Below are 19,725 nucleotides of genomic sequence, written 5' to 3' on the forward strand. Positions count from 1 at the left end.
CTCCGTGTGCGGAGATGGTAGTTGTTCAGACCGTTGCGTCGGCCATGTGCGCTTCGTCAGCGCGCAGAAGGGCGACAGCGACGGCTGGCGCGCAGACCTGAGTCCAGCCGGCAGCCGTTCCGTCCGCTTTCGTCAGCGAAGAGAAGGCGATCACATCGCGCCCGAACTGCGCCGCAAGCTCATCCGCGAGGAACGCACCGCAGCCCGCTGACACCAGCACCACATCGTGCCCCAGCCCGACGCGCCCGAGCACCTGGGCGAGATTCGTCGACAGATGCGCAAGCTGTGCCTTGCGCCATTCGCGAGCGAAGCGCTCCCAGTCGGCCATCGATGCATCGCGCGCATCGCGCCCGATCATGCGTGCCAGACGCTGGCAGCTTGCCATGCGGTCCTTCGCCCCGCCGTCGGCCGTGGGATGCTGGTCATGCAGCGGGTCGAGTTCGCCCGTCAGACGGTAGACGTCGGCCGTCGTGGCAAACAGTTCGTTCATCACGTTGTGCGGTTCGCCGCGAAAGCGGATGCGCTGCGAGAGCGCGCACAGCGGCGTACGCACGACACCCTGATAAACAAGCTCGCCGGACCTGAGCCGCCACGCATCATCCATCCCGCGTGAGGCGAGCACGCCTTCGCGGATCGCAATGAAATCCGTGGTCGTGCTGCCGATGTCGACGAGCACGGCGGCGGGGACACGCGAAGCAATCAGTGCCGCCGTCGCATGCCAGTTCGCAGACGCGACATCGGCCCAGTATTCGGGAACGGCTTCGTGCGGCTGCCATCCTGACCGGCCGGCATAGAACGAAGCGTCTCGCCCGAAGCGGCTCGCCAGTTTGCCCGCGAGCGCGGCGACGCCCGCCTCGCGGTTGGCGAAGATGTCCGCCATCTCGCCGCTCATCGTCACCGCATGCTCGGCATCACCGTGATCGGGCCAACGCTGCGCCGCTGCTTCGAATACGGCGTCGAGGTGTGCCATGCCCTGCCAGAGCGGGCAGACCCATTGCATCACATCGCATACGCGCCCCGCCTCGATGCGCGCTGCCTTCACATGCGCGCCGCCGATGTCCCAACCGATCACGAGATCACGCGGCATAGCGCCTCCGGTTGAAGTCGTCGTCCAGATCGAAGTGTTGCGCGACGATGCTTGCCGCGATATTGGATTCCACCGAACCGGCAAGTGCCGCATAGGCGCACGTCACGCGCGGGTTGACTTCGATGACGACGGGGCCGCGTTCCGGATGCCATACGAAATCGACGCCCACGAAACCGGCCATGCCCGGAAGCGCGCGGGCCACGCGCGCCGCGAGCGAGCGGCACGTCCCCGCCATCTCGCTCGACAGGGGAATCGCGTTCGCCGTCAGCCCTTCATAGGCAAGCTGGCCGTCACGCACGCCGATATGTTGCCGGTTGATGCTGAGTAGCTCCGCATGGCCTCGCGTGCAAAGCAGCGAGAGACTGAGCGCATCGCCGCTGATCCATTCTTCCAGCGTCACGCGCTCGTGCGCGGCGGCGCGACGCAGGAACACGTATTCCGCCATCCGGTAGTCGTGAAAGACACGGGTATCGACAGCGCCCGCGCCGTCGTCGGGCTTCACGACCCAGGCGCTCGCGTTGCACGCGGGATCGAGCGGCGCGTCCACCGACCATGCACGCGGCGTGGCGATGCCGGCCAGAGCGAGATGCCGCGCCGTGCGGCGTTTGCTGCTCGCGATGCGCACGGCCGCCGCGTCGCAGCCGATCCATCGGGCGGCCCCGATGGCTTCGCATAGCGCGCTCAGCACACCGTCCGTCTCCGGCGCGATCACCCACACGGCGTCGTGACGACGCGCTTCTGCTGCGATGAAGCGCGTCGGCGAAATCGCAAACGGCGCGGAACACCATTCGATTGCGCGCGATGTATCCGCTGCGTCATGGACTTCGTCATGACCCGCGACGCAGGTCAGCGCGATATGACCTGAACGCGCGAGATCGCGTGCGACGGCATCACGCATCGCCCTGCCCTGCAACCGCAGTTCCGGCGCGACGCATTCATTCACGCAGCCATCGGCGCTGAGATATTCGTATAACAGGATCTTTTTCATCGCTCGCTTCCCGTGCAGGTGATTGCGCTTCCCATCTGCCGTATTCATGTTCCATGCCATCGACCGATGCGCTGCGTGCGAGCAATGGTGTCCATGGTATCGAGCCATGCGCGAACGAACGACGCGTGACAGTCTGCATCGCGCGCGGCGCAAAACACATCGAATGCGCGCCACGCATGCATGCCGCCCAATTCGCGTTTGTCCGGTAAAGCGCAGGCGTTTCGCAGAACCACAACGGATGGCATATGAGTTGCTGTTAGCCGGACATGACCTCTACATGCTCTCCTACGTCCTGGACGTGTCCGTTCTGCCCGCTGTTATGCGATCGTCTTTCGATCGCGACGGGCGAGACGTTGACCCTGACGGGCACCGACTGTCCGCGTGCGACGCAGGCACTCGCGCAGTTCAGCGCGCGTCCCGCGCACGCACAGCCGATGCACGACGGCAAGCCCATCGCATTCGACGATGCCATTAGCCTCGCGGCCCAATGGCTCGCGCAAGCCAGGCAACCGTTGTTCGCGGGCATGGCCACCGATGTAGCCGGCACGCGGGCGCTGTATCGCCTGGCCAACGCGAGCGCCGCTATCATCGATCACGCCCACGGCCGCTCGCTGATGCACGGCCTGACGGCGATGCAGGACCGCGGCGCGTTCACGACCACGCTTTCCGAAGTGCGCGCGCGCTCGGACCTCATCGTCTGTTTCGCGTCGACACCCACGGCGAGATACCCGGCGTTCTTTAAACGCTGCGGGGTCGGCGCAAAGCCGCTCGATGCAACCGTCCCGGCCCGGCGCGACGTGATCTTCGTCGGCAGCGGGATTGACGCGAACCTCGAATGCGCGACGGAGCCGGGAGCGGTCTCTCAACGCGCCATCCCGTTGCAGGGCGATCTGTACGAGACCATTGCGCTGCTGAACGCGCGGATCGATTTGCTTCTGAAAGGCCAGCCGATGCCTGGCAACGCGCCTGCGATTGAGTCGCTGGCCGTGGACATGCTTGCTGCGCGTTACGTCACGTTCGTCTGGAGCGCGGCCGACTTGCCTGGCAGCCATGCGACGCTGCTGGTCGAAGGGCTCGACCGTCTGACCAAGTCGATCAACCTGAAGACACGCGCAGGCTGCCTCGCACTCGGCGGCGACGACGGCGCCGCGACCGTCAACCAGACGCTCACGTGGATGTCCGGTCTGCCGCTGCGCACTGGCGTGCATCGAACCGGCCTCGAACACGATCCGCATCGCTACGACACGCAACGGTTGCTCGACGACCGTGCCGTCGATGCGCTCGTCTGGGTCGCAAGCTTTGGCGCCGACCTGCCGCCGCCACAGACCGACATGCCGACGATCGTGCTGGGTCATCCCGGCCTCGCGGCATCGTCCACGGATCGCCACGGGGCGACGCTCTTCGTGCCCGTCTCGACGCCCGGCATCGGTTCAGCCGGTCATCTGTTCCGCACGGACGGCGGCGTCGTGCTGCCGCTCGTGCCTGTTTATGACGACAGCTTGCCCACCGTCGCGCATATTGCCGCGCAGATCGCGCAGACGCTAGCGGCATCGCAATCCACCACACCATCAACCGCAAAGGAGCCCGCCCGATGAGCACGTTCCGGTTGCGCGGTGGCCGCGTGTACGACCCAGCCTCGCACATCGCCGGGCAGATCAGCGACATCTGCGTGCGTGACGGCCGGATCGTCGATCTGCCCGAACAGGAATCCGTCGATTGCGAATACGACGCCTCGGGCATGGTCATCATGGCGGGTGGCATCGACATGCATTCGCATATCGGCGGCGGCAAGGTCAATCTCGCGCGCCTGCTGATGCCGGAGGACCATCGCGGCCGCCGCGCGCCCGACAATCCACTCGAACTCGCATCGTGCGGCGACTGCACGCCGGGTACACTCGCGACGGGCTACCGGTATGCCGAGATGGGTTACACAGCGGCATTCGAGCCGGCGATGATCGCATCGAACGCGCGCCACACGCACCTCGAAATGGGCGACACGCCGATCATCGATCACGGCGCCTACGTGATGCTCGGCAACGACGAACTGTTCTTGCGCATGCTGGCCGAGAAGACCGACTACGAACGCTTGCGCGACTACGTCGGCTGGTCGATTCACGCGACCCGGGCGCTTGGCGTGAAGGTCGTCAATCCTGGCGGCATTTCGGCATTCAAGTTCAACCAGCGCAGCCTCGATGTCGACGAGCACCATACGCACTACGGCATCACGCCGCGCGACGTGCTGCATGTGCTCTCTCGCGCGCTTACCGACCTCGGCGTGCCGCATCCGCTGCATATTCACGCGAGCAATCTGGGCGTGCCGGGCAATATCGATTCGACGCTCGCCACCATCGATGCGCTCGAAGGCCTGCCCGGCCATCTCACGCATATTCAGTTTCATAGCTACGGCAACGACGGTCCCCGGAAGTTTTCGTCGGCGGCGCACCGGATCGCGGAGGCCGTCAACGCGAACCCGCACATCTCGATCGACGTCGGTCAGATCATGTTCGGTCAGACGGTCACGGCTTCGGGCGACATCATGAAGCAGGTCAAACAGGCCGCCTTCGCGTCGCCGCGTAAATGGATCGCGGGCGATATCGAATGCGATGCCGGCTGCGGCGTGGTCCCGTTTCGCTACCGTGAAACCAGCTACGTCAACGCGCTTCAGTGGACGATCGGCCTGGAGCTTTTCCTGCTGGTGAACAACCCCTGGCAGATCACACTCACGACGGATCATCCGAATGGCGGCCCGTTTACGAGCTATCCCCATCTGATCCGACTGCTGATGGATAAATCGTTCCGCGACGAGCAACTGGCGAAGCTTCATCCCGACGTTGCCGCGCAATCGCCGCTTGCCAGTTTGAAACGGGAACTCGACTTCAACGAGATCGCCATCCTGACCCGCGCCGCGCCCGCCCGGCTGCTTGGCCTGAAAGATCGTGGCCGGCTCGATGCGGGCGCCGCCGCCGATATCGCCGTGTACCGCGAGCACGCCGACCGCGAAGCGATGTTCCGCGCGCCCGTCTATGTGTTCAAGGATGGTGAACTGGTCGCGCGCGACGGCCGCATCGTCGCGACGCCAGTGGGCGGCACGCACTATGTCGAGCCCGAATTCGACCGCTCGATCGAAAAGGTGGTCGAGGAATACGGCGACGCCTATCTCGCGACCAACATGCGGCGCGCGCCCATCAGCCGCGATGAACTGTGCCTGTGCGGCAACGGCGGACGTCTGTTGCCGGCGGCGTGCGGTGTGCATCGCCAACCGCGTGCGGAGTCCCTGTCATGAGCGATATCACTTCGAGCGCGGCGCCCGTTGCCGAACGTCCGGCGGCACCGCGCATCGTGCGCGGCGTCGCGATCGACGACACGTTTGCCGAAGCGTTTCCGATGAAGGCGACGCGCCTGATCGTGACGGCGCGCAACGCCACCTGGGCACGCAACGCGGCTATCGCGGCAACCGGCTTTGCGACATCGGTGATCGCGTGCGGCTGCGAAGCAGGGATCGAGCGCGAACTGTCACCCGACGAAACGCCCGACGGCCGGCCGGGCGTCGCCCTGCTGCTGTTTTCGATGTCCGGCAAGGAACTCGCGAAACAGGTCGAGCGCCGCGTCGGACAGTGTGTGCTGACATGCCCGACGACGGCCGTTTTCGGCGGCATCGCGAATGGAGAGCCCATCGCGCTCGGCAAGAATCTGCGCTTCTTCGGCGACGGCTGGCAGATTTCGAAGCTGATCGACGGCAAGCGCTATTGGCGCGTGCCCGTGATGGACGGCGAATTCGTCGCCGAGGAAACGACAGCCGTCGTCAAAGGCGTGGGCGGCGGCAACCTGCTCTTCCTTGCGCGCGACACCGACGCAGCGCTCATTGCTGCGCAAACGGCCGTTGACGCGATGCGCACGGTGCCGAACGTGATCTTGCCGTTTCCGGGCGGCGTCGTGCGCTCGGGCTCGAAGGTCGGGTCGAAATATTCGGCACTGCCTGCCTCGACCAACGACGCGTTCTGCCCCGGCCTCAGCGAACTCGCACTACGCACCGAACTGACAGGCGATGTCCAGAGCGTGCTCGAAATCGTCATCGACGGATTGAGCGATACGGATGTGGCCACGGCCATGCGTGTCGGCATCGCCGCGGCGACGGGCGCGGACGCTGGCGCGGCGAACGGTCTGGTGCGGATCTCCGCGGGCAACTACGGCGGCAAGCTCGGGCCGTTTCACTTTCATCTGCATCAATTGTGCGACGCGCCGGAGAACCGATGAAGCGCATCACGTTACGTCTGAAGCACGCGCCCAGCCTGCGCATCGACGCGCGCGAACTCGTGCCTGCGCGACTCGCGCAACTGAGCGCCGTTGAAATCGGCAAGATGGCGCTTTGGCATGGCAGCGAGCCGATCGACGTGGGCGATCTGTTCGCTGTGGAGATCGCCGGGGACACGGCGCCCGACATGCCTCAGCTCAGGTTCGAGGGCGATATGCAACGCTTCGACCGGCTTGGCTCGCGCATGGAAGCGGGCCATCTCGTCGTCGATGGCAATGCGGGTGATTTTCTCGGCGCGCAGATGAGCGCGGGGACAATCGTCGTCGAAGGTCATTGCGGGAGCTTCGCCGCCTGTGAACTATCTGGCGGCCGCGTTGAAATTCACGGCAATACCGGCGATTTTGCAGGCGCCGCGTTGCCGGGCGACATGGACGGGATGCGCGGGGGAACGCTCGTGATTCACGGCGATGCGGGCGCGCGGCTGGGTGACCGCATGCGTCGCGGTACGACTGTCGTGTACGGATCGGCGGGCGCGTTCGTGGCGTCGCGCATGGTTGCGGGGACGATCGCCGTGGCGGGCGGGGTCGGCGAACATCCGGCGTATGGAATGCGGCGTGGCTCGCTGCTACTGCTCGATTCCGCGTGGCCTGCAACGCAACGCTTCGCGGAAAACGCCAGCGATATCGATGTATTCTGGCGGCTGCTGGTGCCGACGCTCGCACGGGAAGGCCGCGCGTTTGCCATGTTGTCGCGTGCGCAACCTCCACGGCGGCTACGCGGCGATGTATCGGTGCAAGGCAAGGGCGAAATACTGCTGGCTGGGTAAGTGCTAGATGCCGACTGTCACGCAAGCCCGTTCATCATTCGCCCGACACCCGCTCACCTGCCTCATGGGCTCCGCTGATCAGGCTGTCCCTGAACGCCGATGCGGCAGCCGAAAGCTGTTTGCTCTCGCGATGCACCAGATACAGATACCGGACGATCGGAAAGTGCTCGACATCGAGCACCTTGAGCCGAAGGGTTTCGAGTTCGGCCATGATCGTCGCGAGGGGCACGACTGACAGTCCCATGCCCGCCTGCACGGCCCATTTCACAGCCTCGTTGCTGCTCACTTCCATGCCTGGCCGAAAGCTGGTCCGGTGCTCGGCAAAGAAGCGCTCCATTGCGCGGCGCGTGCCGGAGCCGGATTCGCGCACCAGAAACGTTTCGCGCTCTAGCGCGCCCAGCGCAATGCGGCGCTCGCGCACGAGCGAGTGATCGGGCGGCGCGATCATCACGAGGGGATTCTTCGCCACGCGCACGGCGGCGAGACCTTGCCCTTCGGGCGGCATCCCCATGATCGCGAGATCGGTCTCGTTGTTCGCCAGTTCGTTCAGCACGCACTCTCTGTTACCGACGGAGAGACTCACGTTGACGCCTGGAAAAGCCCGCGTGAACTTCGCGATCAATTGAAGCGCGAGCGGGTTGGTCATCCCGCTCACCACCGACACCTTCAGTTTGCCCTGCTTCATGTCGCGCAGCTGATCGAGCGACGCTTCGAGAAGCGACAACTGTTGCTGCAGCAGTCGCGTATGGCTGTACAGCTCCTTGCCCGCCGCTGTCAGGAAGACGCGCCGTCCGACCTGTTCGAACAGCGGCATACCGATGCCCGTTTCGAGCTGCTTCAGTTGCGACGACACGCCTGGCTGCGTCAGATGAAGCTCCTCCGCTGCGCGCGAAAAACTCAGATGACGCGCACTCGCCTCGAACACCTTTAGCTGGCGCAATGTCAGGTGCAGCATCTCGCTCCCTACCCTCCCACACGCGGCAAAAACGCCTTGATTTCACGCCTCAACTGTACCAGCGGAGGAAGCGTCCGCAATGCCCAAGAAGAGGTACTCCGCGAGGCGCGAGGTCCGGCCGGCAAGGCTCGTACGCATGGTTATGGGTCGGATAAGTAACGCGAATGAGTGTTTTCGGCGGCACGCCACTACCATCGTTTCAACAGGAATACGAAGGGGATACGGAGGGGACGGGCAGCGACGTCCAGCCTGTCTGGTTCATTAAAGAGAGGTTCATACATGTTCAGCTACAAAAACACGATTGCCGTCACCGACCCGGAATTGCGGCAGGCCATCTCGGCGGAAACGCAGCGTCAACAGGATCACATCGAGCTGATCGCATCAGAAAACTATGCGTCGCCCGCTGTGCTGGAAGCGCAGGGATCGCAGCTGACCAACAAGTACGCTGAGGGTTATCCGGGGCGCCGCTACTACGGCGGCTGCGAACACGTCGATGTGGTCGAGCAGCTCGCCATCGATCGCGCGAAGCAGTTGTTCCATGCCGAGTATGCCAATGTGCAGCCGCATTCGGGATCGCAGGCCAATCAGGCCGTGTATCTGTCCGTGCTCAAACCGGGCGACACGATTCTCGGCATGTCGCTCGCCCACGGCGGGCACCTCACGCATGGCGCGTCCGTGAACGTGAGCGGCAAGCTGTTCAATGCCGTGTCGTACGGTCTCAACCCCGATACGGAAGAAATCGACTACGAGCAGGTCGAGGAACTCGCGCAGACTCACAAGCCGCGCATGATCGTCGCGGGCGCTTCTGCCTACTCGCTCGTGATCGACTGGCAGCGGTTTCGCGCGATCGCCGATAGCGTCGGCGCGTCGTTGCTCGTCGACATGGCGCACTATGCGGGTCTCGTCGCGGCGGGGCTTTACCCGAGCCCCGTTGGCATCGCCGATTACGTCACGACGACCACCCACAAGACGCTGCGCGGTCCACGCGGCGGCATGATTCTCGCGGGCGCGCAGGCTGCCAAGGCAATCGACTCGACGATCTTCCCCGGCATTCAGGGCGGCCCGCTGATGCATGTGATCGCGGGCAAGGCGGCCGCGCTGCGCGAAGCAATGACCGACGAGTTTCGCCAGTACCAGCAACAGGTGCTTATCAACGCACGGACGATGGCGCAGACGCTCCAGCAACGCGGCTTGCGGATCGTGTCGGGCCGCACGGATTCACACGTGTTCCTCGTCGATCTGCGCGCGAAAAACGTCACAGGCAAAGAGGCGGAAGCCGCGCTTGGCCGCGCCTTCATCACGGTCAACAAGAACGCGATTCCGAACGATCCGCAAAAACCCTTTGTCACGAGCGGCGTGCGTATCGGTTCGCCCGCCATCACGACACGCGGACTGCGCGAAACGGAAGCGCAACAGCTTGCACACCTGATGGCGGATGTGCTCGAGGCACCGGCCAACGACTTCGTGATCCGCCGCACAGCGGACGCCGTGCTCGCGCTAACCGCGAAGTTTCCTGTGTATCGCGACGCACCCGACGCGCAGCGACACCACGTGCCCACGACACAGGACGACAGCACGGCCGCAGGTCACGCGGCGCACTGAACCACCCGAACGACATCATCCAGACGACAGATCACGATCATCACCCAAGGAGACGAACCATGTCGAATACTTCTGCCACGCGCATCCCTGGACGCAACATTCTCGCCGTCCCCGGTCCGACCAATGTTCCCGACGCCGTGCAACGCGCGATGGTGGTGTCGATGGAAGACCACCGTTCGACGAAATTTCCCGAACTCACGCATGGCCTGCTCTCCGATCTGAAAAAGATCTACCGGACGGCGGAAGGCCAGCCCTTTATTTTTCCGTCGTCGGGTACGGGCGCATGGGAAGCGGCGCTCACCAACACGTTGTCCCCGGGTGACCGGGTCCTGGTGCCGCGCTTTGGCCAGTTCAGCCATCTGTGGGCCGACATGGCGCAGCGCCTGGGCTTCGATGTAGAAATTCTCGACGTCGATTGGGGCGAAGGCGTGCCCGTCGAGCGGATCGGCGAGATCCTGAAGGCCGACCGTCAGCACACCATCAAGGGCATTCTGGCCTGCCACAACGAAACGGCGACGGGCGTGACGAGCGATATCGGCGCACTGCGCCGCGCGATGGATGCGGCGGGCCACCCGGCCTTGCTGTTCGTCGACGGCGTGAGCTCGATTGGCTGCATCGATTTCCGCATGGACGAATGGGGCGTCGATCTGGCCGTGACTGGCTCGCAGAAGGGTTTGATGCTGCCGGCGGGCCTCGGCATCCTGTGCGTGAGCCAGAAGGCGCTGAAGACGATCGGGCACGCGAAATCGCGCCGCTGCTACTTCGATCTCGCCGACATGGTGCGCACCAACGCCACCGGCTATTTCCCGTACACGCCTGCGCTTTCGCTGCTGTACGGGCTGCGCGCCGCGCTCGATCTGCTGTTCCAGGAAGGGCTCGACAACGTGTTCGCGCGACATCACTACCTGGCTTCCGGCGTGCGCGCCGCCATCACGGAAGGCTGGGGACTCGAAGTGTGTGCGAAGGCGCCGAAGTGGCACTCCGATACGGTGTCCGCGATCGTCGTGCCGGAAGGATTCAACGCCGCGCAGGTCATCGACACCGCTTATCGCCGCTACAACCTCGCGCTCGGCGCGGGACTCTCGAAGGTCGCGGGCAAGGTGTTCCGCATCGGACACCTCGGCGACCTGAACGAGCTGATGCTGGTGAGCGCGATTGCAGGCGCCGAAATGGCCATGCTCGATGCCGGTATCGACGTGCGGCCGGGCAGCGGCGTAGGCGCAGCCGGACAGTACTGGCGCACGCACACCCCGGGCGCACAGTCCGCGACGCATGCCGTGACGCAGCCGGTGGCAGAGCCCGTCGTGCGCCGCGCCGCCAACGCATGAACACGGCGGCATGAGCACGGCTGCATGAGCGCGACCGCCTGAACGCGTCTGCCTCAAGCAGGCGCGGCGGGTCGCATCCTTCCCGCCCACACTACGGAACGCACGACACCATGCGACACGAAATCGTTTTTCTCGACCGTTCCACGTTGAATGCCGATGTCCGGCGCCCAACGTTCGACCACCACTGGGTCCAGTACGCGTCGACCTCTGAACACGAGGTCACGCGGCGGCTCGAAGGCGCCACCATCGCGATCACGAACAAGGTGCCGCTGCGAGCCGACATGCTCGACAAGCACCCGTCGATCAAGATGATTGCCGTAGCGGCGACAGGCTATGACGTCGTCGATACGGCGTACTGCCGCGAGCGTGGCATCGCCGTCGCCAACATTCGCGGCTATGCGTCGCACGCGGTGCCCGAGCACACGTTCGCGCTGATCCTCGCGTTGCGGCGCAATCTGCTCGCTTACCGCAGCGACGTGCTGAGCGGACGCTGGCAGCAGACCAAGCAGTTCTGCTTCTTCGATCATCAGATCCGCGATCTGCATGGCTCGACGCTTGGCATCATCGGCGGCGGCGCGCTGGGCCAGGGCACGGCGCAGATTGCGCGCGGCTTCGGCATGCGCCCGGTGTTCGCCGCGCACGACGCGCAGCGCGCGCGGGTGCCGGGCCTCGAATACGCCGAACTCGACACGGTGCTGCGCGCGTCGGATGTGATCTCGCTGCACGCGCCGCTCACGCCTGCCACGCGCAACCTGATCGGGCTCGACGAGTTGCGCAGCATGAAGCGCAACTGCCTGCTGATCAACACGGCGCGCGGCGGGCTGGTGTGCGAAGCCTCGCTCGCCACGGCACTCAAGGAAGGACTGATCGCCGGGGCAGGCTTCGACGTGCTGAGCCAGGAGCCGCCCGTCGCGGGCAATCCGCTGCTCGAACTCGACCTGCCCAACTTCATCCTGACACCTCACGTCGCATGGGCGTCCGACGACGCCATGCAGTCGCTAGCCGACCAGCTGATCGAGAACATCGAGGCTTTCGCGCGCGGCGTACCGCGCAATCTCGTGACCTGACGGTTCGCAAACCACTCAATCAAACGGAGACATCGACATGGACATTCACGAGTATCAGGCCAAAGACCTGCTGTCTGGCTTCGGCGTGCCGATCCAGCGCGGCGCGGTCGCCTACACGCCGGATCAGGCCGTCTACTGCGCCACGGAACTCGGCGGCTGGCACTGGGCCGTCAAGGCGCAGATTCATTCGGGCGCGCGCGGCAAGGCGGGCGGCATCAAGCTGTGCGAGACCTACCACGACGTGCACGAGGCGGCGACCGCGCTGTTCGGCAAGCAGCTCGTGACGATCCAGACGGGACCGGAAGGCAAGGTCGTCGAGCGCGTGTACGTGGAGGTCGCCGAGAAATTCGAGCGCGAGATCTATCTGGGCATCGTACTCGACCGCAAGGCGGAACGCGTGCGCGTGATCGCTTCCTCACAGGGCGGCATGGATATCGAAGAAGTGGTGCGCACCAACCCAGGCGCCGTGCTTCAGACGGTGGTCGAGCCGGCCGTCGGCTTGCAGCCCTTCCAGGCGCGCGAGATCGCCTTCGGCCTTGGCTTGAACATCAAGCAGGTGAGCCGCGCCGTCAACGCGATCATGGGCGCGTATCGCGCGTTTCGCGACCTCGACGCGACGATGGTCGAGATCAATCCCCTCGTCGTCACCGATGACGACCGCGTGATCGCCCTCGACGCGAAGATTTCCTTCGACGACAACGGCCTGTTTCGCCACCCGCACGTGTCCGAGATGCGCGACGCGGCGCAGGAAGATCCGCGCGAAGCGGAAGCCGCGCAGTTCGGGCTGAACTACGTCGGGCTCGACGGCGATATCGGCTGCATCATCAACGGCGCCGGCCTCGCGATGGCCACCATGGACACGATCAAGTACGCAGGCGGCGAGCCGGCGAACTTCCTCGACGTCGGCGGCGGCGCATCGCCCGAGCGCGTGGCGGCTGCGTTTCGCCTCGTGCTGTCGGACCAGAACGTGTCGGCCGTGCTCGTCAATATTTTCGCCGGCATCAATCGCTGCGACTGGGTTGCCGAAGGCGTCGTGCAGGCGGCCCGCGGCCTGAGAGTGCCCCTCGTCGTGCGTCTGGCGGGTACCAACGTCGAAGAAGGACGACGCATCATCAAGGAAAGCGGCTTGCCCATCATCGCGGCGCAATCGCTGCTGGAAGCGGCGCAAAAGGCCGTCGAGGCCTCCAAGGCACACCGCGCCCGCCAGGCCGGCAACCCCAGATAAGGAGAACGGACATGAGTATCCTGATCGACGAAAACACCCGCGTCATCGTGCAGGGCTTCACGGGCGACAAGGCGTCGTTCCACGCGAAAGAGATGATCGAATACGGCACCAACGTGGTCGGCGGCGTCACGCCGGGCAAAGGCGGACAGCTTCATCTCGAACGCCCCGTGTTCGACACCGTGAAAGATGCCGTGCGCGAAACGGGTGCCACCGCGAGCCTCGTGTTCGTACCGCCGCCTTACTGTGCCGACGCCATCATGGAAGCCGCTGACGCCGGCCTGCAACTCGTCTGTGTGATTACCGACGGCATCCCGGCACAGGACATGATGCGCGTCAAACGCTATCTGCTGCGTTATCCGAAGGAAACCCGCACGATGGTGGTCGGCCCGAACTGCGCAGGCATCATCAGCGCCGGACGCGCGATGCTCGGCATCATGCCGGGCCACATCTACCGGCGCGGCAATATCGGCATCGTGTCGCGCTCGGGCACGCTCGGCTACGAAGCCGCCGCGCAGCTCAATGCGCTTGGCCTCGGCGTCACCACGAGCGTGGGTATCGGCGGCGATCCCATCAACGGCAGCTCGTTCCTCGATCATCTGAAACTGTTCGAGCAGGACCCCGAGACCGAGGCGGTCGTGATGATCGGCGAGATTGGCGGCCCGCAGGAAGCCGAAGCTGCGAAGTGGGTCAGCGAGCATATGACGAAGCCCGTCGTCGGCTATGTGGCCGGTCTGACGGCGCCCAAGGGACGACGCATGGGACACGCGGGCGCGATTATCTCGGCAGCGGGCGACAGCGCGGCGGAGAAGGCGGAAATCATGATGTCCTACGGCCTCTCGGTGGCGCCCAGCGCGTCCGAGCTGGGTTCCACGGTTGCCTCTGTGCTCGAAGAACATGTCACGCGCCGCGTTGCCTGATTGGGGCTATGGCCCAGAAACACAACCCGACCCGCCGCGCGTCGAGGTTGTGCGCCCCTTCCCCGCGAGCAGGCACGCCGACGTCGACCGGCTGCACGAGCTCGCGATCGCGTCGGCTGCCCTGCCCGCGCTCAGCGCGGAAGATTATGAATACGCGGTCATCGAGTTGCTGTCAGAACTGTTGCGCGACATTGCGCGCGGCCGCCAGCCGGAAGTCGAACGCACGCTGATGGGCGAGTCGGCGCATGAATCGATGACGCAACTGATGCGCGAGCGGATGGACGATCGCACCGCGCGTGTGATTCTGAGGCGCATGCTGCAGGCGCAAGGCATGTGGTTCCAGCTGCTCAGCATCGCCGAGCAGAGTACCGCGATGCGCCGCCGCCGGGAGATCGAGATCGAAGGCGGCTACGACAGGTTGCCCGATTCGTTTGCGAGAGTGATTGCCGAAGCGGCCGAAGCGGGCATTCCTGCCGCCGAAGTGCGCGACGCGCTGAGCCAGATGAAGGTGCGCCCGGTGCTGACGGCCCACCCCACGGAAGCCAAGCGTGTCACAGTGCTCGAAATCCATCGACGCATCTACCGGCGTCTGATGGAACTCGAATCGCCACGCTGGACACCGCGCGAACGCTACACGCTCATCCTCGCGCTCAGGAACGATATCGAGCTGTTGTGGATGAGCGGCGAGCTGCGGCTCGAAAAACCCACGGTCGCGCAGGAAGTCGCGTGGGGATTGCACTTTTTCGGCGAGACGCTGTTCGAAGCCGTACCGCTGCTGTTCGACAAGCTGGAGAGCGCGCTCGCGCGCCACTATCCGGGCGAGCGCTTCGACATGCCGCGTTTTTTCCAGTTTGGTTCGTGGATAGGCGGAGACCGCGACGGCAATCCCTTCGTCGATGACAGCGTCACGCGTGCCACGCTGCATGAGAACCGGCTTGCGTGCCTGAAGCGCTACCGGCTGCGTCTCGTCGAACTGACGCAGATGCTGAGTATCACGTCCGAGGCATTGCCTGTGCCGGACAGTTTCCACGAAGCGCTGGCGCGGGCGCTGATGCGCAGCGGCGAGGCCACGTCGATCGCGTCGCGCAATCCGGGCGAACTGTTCCGTCAATACCTGACGTGCATCTTGCGCCGTCTCGACGGGTCGCTTGCCAACGCCAGCCGGCCCGCCGACGGCACGCCCGTTCAAGGTGGCTACACGAGCGCCGACGAGCTTGCCGCCGACCTGCTGGTGATCGAGCAGACGCTCTTTGCGACGGGCAGCGCGCAACTGGCGCACATGCTCGTACGGCCGTTGCGGCAAGAAGTCGAGACGTTTCGCTTCAGCACCGTGCAGCTCGACCTGCGTCAGAACACGACGGTGATCGAGCAGGCGCTGCGCGCGTTGTGGCGCGCGACCTGTGGCACATCCGGCGAGCCGCCCGCCAGCGACTCGCCCGAATGGAAAGCGTGGCTGCTCAGCGAACTGGCTCAACCTTCGGACAGCGAGCAGGAGCGGGAACGCCGCTTCGATTCGCTCCCATTCGACGAGGCACAGACGCTGCAGATTTTCCGCACGGCGCGCGAGATGCGCCAGCAGGTGGATCGCAATGCATTCGGCGCGTTCATTCTGAGCATGACGCATCGGGCGAGCGACGTGCTCGGGGTCTATCTGCTTGCCAAGGAAGCCGGTCTCTTCTCCGACGCAGCCGGGACGGAAAGCTGCACGTTGCCCGTCGTGCCCCTGCTCGAAACCATCGACGACTTGCGCCGCGCGCCCGAAATCCTGCGCGAACTGCTGGCCGTGCCGATGGTCCGCCGCAGCATTCGCGCACAGGGCGGCGTGCAGGAAATCATGATCGGCTATTCGGACTCGAACAAGGACGGCGGATTTTTCGCGAGCAACTGGGAGTTGTCGAAGGCGCAGACGAAGATCAAGCGGCTCGGCGATGAACTGGGCGTCACGATCGCGTTCTTCCACGGACGCGGCGGCTCGGTGAGCCGGGGCGGCATCCCGGCTGGCCGCGCCGTCGCCGCGTTGCCCGCCGGCTCGGTCAAAGGACGTTTTCGCGTGACGGAACAGGGCGAGGTGGTGTCGTTCAAATACGCGAATCGCGGCACGGCGCAGTATCACGTCGAGTTGCTTGCGTCGAGCGTGCTCGAACATACGCTGAAGTCGGAGCGCGAAGAGGCGTTGCTGCCGAAAGGCGAATTCGATGAAGCCATGGAAGCACTCTCGGGCGCGTCGCGGGCCGCGTATGCGAAGTTCATCGAGCAGCCGGGCATGCTCGCGTATTTCCAGGCGGCCAGCCCGCTCGAAGAACTGTCGATGCTCAACATGGGCTCGCGCCCTGCCCGCCGCTTCGGCGCAACGAGCTTGCAGGATCTGCGCGCGATTCCGTGGGTGTTCGCATGGTCGCAGAACCGGCACGCGCTGACGGGCTGGTACGGCGTGGGCAGCGCGCTCGAAGGCTTCCTCTCGGTGCGGCAGGAACGCGGGATCGACCTGCTGCGGCGGATGTTCGATGAATCGCGGCTGTTCCGGCTCGTCATCGACGAGGTCGAAAAGACGCTGACCCAGGTCAATCTCGACATTGCGCGCGAGTACGCGAGCCTCGTGCCCGATGAAGCGACCCGCGAGACCATCTTCGCGCAGATCCAAGCCGAATTCAGGCTCACGGTGAAGATGGTGCAAACGCTCACGGGCTCGTCAGAACTGGGCACGCGCTTTCCGAAGTTCCATGCGCGTCTGCAGCGCCGCTTGCCCGCTATCGATCTCGTTAGCCGCCAGCAGATCGAACTGCTTCGTCTCTACCGTTCGGCACAGACGGAACGACAGCGGCGCGCGTATCAGGTGCCGCTGCTGCTGTCCATCAACTGCATCGCATCGGGCTTCGGCGCGACGGGCTAGGCGCCCGTTGCCGTCATGCCTTCAATGAAATGACTTCAGGAGAACCCGTATGAGTTTCACTGTCATCGAGCAGGCCAAAGCGCGGCTGCACCGTTCCGAGCTGGCCGTGCCCGGCTCGAATCCCGCGATGTTCGAAAAAGCCGCGCGCTCGGCCGCGGACATCATCTTCCTCGACTGCGAGGACGCCGTCGCCCCGGACGACAAGGAACAGGCACGCAAAAACATCGTCGAAGGGCTCAACGATATCGATTGGGGAAGCAAGACGATGATGGTCCGCATCAACGGACTCGATACGCACTACATGTATCGCGATGTCGTCGATATCGTCGAAGCGTGTCCGCGTCTCGACATGATCCTGATTCCAAAGGTCGGCGTGGCCGCGGACGTGTACGCCGTCGATATGCTCGTCACGCAGATCGAGGCAGCCCGCCAGCGCACCCGCCGGATCGGCTTCGAAGTGCTGATCGAAACCGCGCTCGGCATGGCGAACGTCGAGAGCATCGCGCAGTCGAGCCGCCGTCTCGAAGCCATGTCGTTCGGCGTCGCGGATTATGCGGCCTCGACGCGCGCGCGCACGACCGTGATCGGCGGCGTGAATCGCGACTACGGTGTGCTCACAGACAAGAACGAGCGCGGCGAGCGCGATTACTTCTGGGGTGATCAGTGGCACGCCGCGCAAACGCGGATGATGGTCGCCTGCCGCGCCTATGGACTGCGTCCCATCGACGGACCGTTCGGCGATTTCAGCGATCCCGATGGCTACGATGCCGCCGCGCGCCGCGCAGCCGTGCTGGGCTATGAGGGCAAATGGGCGATCCATCCGTCGCAGATCGAACTCGCCAACCGGGTGTTCACGCCCGCTGAAGCGGAAGTGACCAAGGCGCGCCGCATCATGGAGGCAATGGCGCAGGCCGCGAAGGAAGGCAAAGGGGCTGTCTCGCTGGATGGCCGGCTGATCGACGCGGCGAGCATCCGCATGGCCGAGGCGCTGCTCGCGACGGCAGATGCGATCAGCGGCGGCAACAAGCGATAAACGCAAGAAGCGGGCGGCCCGTCCAAGTCTGCGGGCCGCCCTCAACGTACAGCGCGTACAGCGCTCAAGCTATGCCACCGTACTTCAACGTACGCGGTTCATCCGAACGCCAATGCCATCGCCTCGCGTTCCTGACACAGGTAGTCGCCATGCACCTGATCCCACGCCGAAAGAATCGCATCGGCGGCACGATCCGCGTCGTGCTCCGTCGTGGCCCACGAGATGACCGACAGGCGCATCACCGCGCGCCCTTGCCAGCGCGCCGCGCGCACATCGCAGATGCCCTGCGCCTGGATACGTTCGATCGCGCGCAGCGTCAGTTCGTCGGCGAGCGAGACGTCATAAGCCGAGCCGAAGCGCACGATCACCTGGTTCAGTTCGACCTCGTTGAGCAGCGCGACACCGGGACCCAGCGCAAGGCGGCGAGCCATGCGCCGCGCCAGCGCGCAATGGCGTTCGACCATCGCCGCGATGCCCTCCCGGCCGAGCGAGCGCACGAGCGCCCAGAGCGCAAAACCGCGCGCGCGACGCGAAAGCTCCGGCGCGTAGTGCACAGGGTCGCGAACGCCGTCGTCTGCTTGGGGCAGATAGCTCGCGTGAATCGACATCGCGCGCCGGTGAGCGGCGGCATCGCGCACGAACGCGCAGCCGGTTTCATAGGGCGCTTGCAGCCACTTGTGCGCGTCGGCAGCCCATGAATCCGCGTCTTCGATGCCGGCTGCAAGATGCCTGTACTGCGCGCTTGCTCTGACCCACAGCCCGAACGCCGCATCGACGTGAACCCAGCCGCCATGCTCGTGCGCGCAAGCGGCAATCTCGCCGACGGGGTCGAACGCACCTGTCATCATGTGTCCCGCCTGGGCGATCACGATCAGCGGTCCCGAATGTTGCGCGAGCGCCTCCCGCAACGCAGAAACCTGCATGCGGCCCGACTCGTCGGCAGCGATCCGGATGACGCGCCGCTCGCCGATGCCCAGATAGCGCAACGCGGCCAGCACGCCCGCGTGCGCGCCTTCGCCGACGTACACGGAGATGGGCGGCGCGCCGCACAGACCATCGGCCTCGACGTCCCAGCCCGCCTGCCGCAGCACGGCGTCGCGGGCCGCCGCGAGGCAAACAAAATTGCTCATCGTCGCGCCCGTGGTGAAGCCGACGGAGCAGTCGCGCGGCAGGTCCAGCAGATCGAGAAACCAGCCCGCCACCACCTGTTCCGCGACGGCGGCAGCTGGCGCGCCGTGCCAGGTCGCGGCATTTTGTCCCCAGATGCTCGTGAGCCAGTCCGCCGCGACGGCGGCGGGATGCGAGCCGCCCGCGACCCAGCCGAAAAAGCGCGGCCCCGCCGTGCCGAGCAAACCCGGCTCGGCAATGGCCGAGAGCCGCGCGATGACGGCATCGGCGGGCTCGCCTTGTTCCGGCGTCGGGCCGCCGAACGCCGCGTTCAACTCGTGGAAGCTCGCGGTCGGACCCGTTGGGCGCGATGCGCGCGAGTCGTGAAATGCGAGCGCGAGCCGCGCGGCCGTTTCGAGTGCCTTGCGTGTATCGTCAGCCATTAGAG

15 protein-coding genes are annotated in these 19,725 nt (G+C 65.0%); 11 read left to right on the top strand and 4 right to left on the bottom strand.

Features of this window, described 5'->3' with window-relative positions; genetic code table 11:
* Positions 1–25: 25 nt before the first annotated feature.
* Together H1204_RS41650 and H1204_RS41655 are read right to left on the bottom strand one after the other, a co-directional pair.
* Positions 26–1,087, bottom strand: coding sequence for a hydantoinase/oxoprolinase family protein (locus tag H1204_RS41650; protein WP_180735931.1), 1,062 nt, complete (start codon positions 1,085–1,087; stop codon positions 26–28).
* Positions 1,077–2,075 (bottom strand): ATP-grasp domain-containing protein, encoded by a 999-nt coding sequence (locus H1204_RS41655; protein ID WP_243469078.1) that lies wholly within the window; start codon positions 2,073–2,075, stop codon positions 1,077–1,079. Before H1204_RS41655 ends, H1204_RS41650 begins: the two co-directional genes overlap by 11 nt.
* A 266-nt stretch (positions 2,076–2,341) precedes the next feature.
* Between H1204_RS41655 and H1204_RS41660 the strand changes: the two genes are divergently transcribed.
* The 4 genes from H1204_RS41660 to H1204_RS41675 are packed head-to-tail and all read left to right on the top strand — an operon-like array spanning position 2,342 to position 7,153.
* Positions 2,342–3,670: a formylmethanofuran dehydrogenase gene (locus tag H1204_RS41660; protein WP_180735933.1), complete on the top strand. Its 1,329-nt coding sequence runs from the start codon at positions 2,342–2,344 to the stop codon at positions 3,668–3,670.
* Positions 3,667–5,358 carry a formylmethanofuran dehydrogenase subunit A gene (locus tag H1204_RS41665; RefSeq protein ID WP_180735934.1) on the top strand — a complete coding sequence of 564 codons (1,692 nt, stop codon included), beginning with the start codon at positions 3,667–3,669 and terminating at the stop codon, positions 5,356–5,358. Before H1204_RS41660 ends, H1204_RS41665 begins: the two co-directional genes overlap by 4 nt.
* A complete protein-coding gene (gene fhcD / locus H1204_RS41670; protein WP_180735935.1) occupies positions 5,355–6,329 on the top strand; it encodes a formylmethanofuran--tetrahydromethanopterin N-formyltransferase in 975 nt (324 codons plus the stop codon). The genes H1204_RS41665 and fhcD overlap by 4 nt, the downstream gene beginning before the upstream one ends.
* Positions 6,326–7,153 (top strand): formylmethanofuran dehydrogenase subunit C, encoded by an 828-nt coding sequence (locus H1204_RS41675; protein ID WP_180735936.1) that lies wholly within the window; start codon positions 6,326–6,328, stop codon positions 7,151–7,153. The genes fhcD and H1204_RS41675 overlap by 4 nt, the downstream gene beginning before the upstream one ends.
* 34 nt (positions 7,154–7,187) lie before the next feature.
* Here the strand turns inward: H1204_RS41675 and H1204_RS41680 are convergent, their stop codons facing one another.
* Positions 7,188–8,108, bottom strand: a complete 921-nt coding sequence (locus H1204_RS41680; RefSeq protein WP_079500218.1) for a LysR family transcriptional regulator — start codon at positions 8,106–8,108, stop codon at positions 7,188–7,190.
* Positions 8,109–8,387: 279 nt separating this feature from the next.
* On the opposite strand from H1204_RS41680, the gene glyA reads away from it, so the two are divergent.
* The 7 genes from glyA to H1204_RS41715 all read left to right on the top strand — a co-directional run bounded on the left by glyA (position 8,388) and on the right by H1204_RS41715 (position 18,170).
* On the top strand, positions 8,388–9,710 hold the full coding sequence (gene glyA, locus H1204_RS41685; protein WP_180735937.1) for a serine hydroxymethyltransferase: 1,323 nt from the start codon (positions 8,388–8,390) through the stop codon (positions 9,708–9,710).
* Positions 9,711–9,769: 59 nt separating this feature from the next.
* Entirely contained in the window at positions 9,770–11,038 is a 1,269-nt protein-coding gene (locus H1204_RS41690) for an aminotransferase class V-fold PLP-dependent enzyme (protein ID WP_180735938.1), read from the top strand.
* A 110-nt stretch (positions 11,039–11,148) separates the two neighbouring features.
* Positions 11,149–12,105: a D-2-hydroxyacid dehydrogenase gene (locus tag H1204_RS41695; RefSeq protein WP_180735939.1), complete on the top strand. Its 957-nt coding sequence runs from the start codon at positions 11,149–11,151 to the stop codon at positions 12,103–12,105.
* A gap of 37 nt (positions 12,106–12,142) precedes the next feature.
* Entirely contained in the window at positions 12,143–13,330 is a 1,188-nt protein-coding gene (locus H1204_RS41700) for a malate--CoA ligase subunit beta (protein WP_180735940.1), read from the top strand.
* Positions 13,331–13,341: 11 nt separating this feature from the next.
* On the top strand, positions 13,342–14,247 hold the full coding sequence (gene sucD, locus H1204_RS41705) for a succinate--CoA ligase subunit alpha (RefSeq protein WP_180735941.1): 906 nt from the start codon (positions 13,342–13,344) through the stop codon (positions 14,245–14,247).
* Entirely contained in the window at positions 14,225–17,137 is a 2,913-nt protein-coding gene (locus tag H1204_RS41710; protein ID WP_180735942.1) for a phosphoenolpyruvate carboxylase, read from the top strand. The genes sucD and H1204_RS41710 overlap by 23 nt, the downstream gene beginning before the upstream one ends.
* Before the next feature lie 49 nt (positions 17,138–17,186).
* Positions 17,187–18,170: a CoA ester lyase gene (locus tag H1204_RS41715; RefSeq protein WP_180735943.1), complete on the top strand. Its 984-nt coding sequence runs from the start codon at positions 17,187–17,189 to the stop codon at positions 18,168–18,170.
* 98 nt (positions 18,171–18,268) lie between these two features.
* On the opposite strand, the gene H1204_RS41720 is transcribed toward H1204_RS41715, so the two are convergent.
* Positions 18,269–19,720 (bottom strand): aspartate aminotransferase family protein, encoded by a 1,452-nt coding sequence (locus H1204_RS41720; protein WP_180735945.1) that lies wholly within the window; start codon positions 19,718–19,720, stop codon positions 18,269–18,271.
* Positions 19,721–19,725 lie beyond the last annotated feature (5 nt).

Origin of the sequence: Paraburkholderia sp. PGU19 (assembly GCF_013426915.1) — a bacterium.
Taxonomy (GTDB): Bacteria; Pseudomonadota; Gammaproteobacteria; order Burkholderiales; family Burkholderiaceae; genus Paraburkholderia.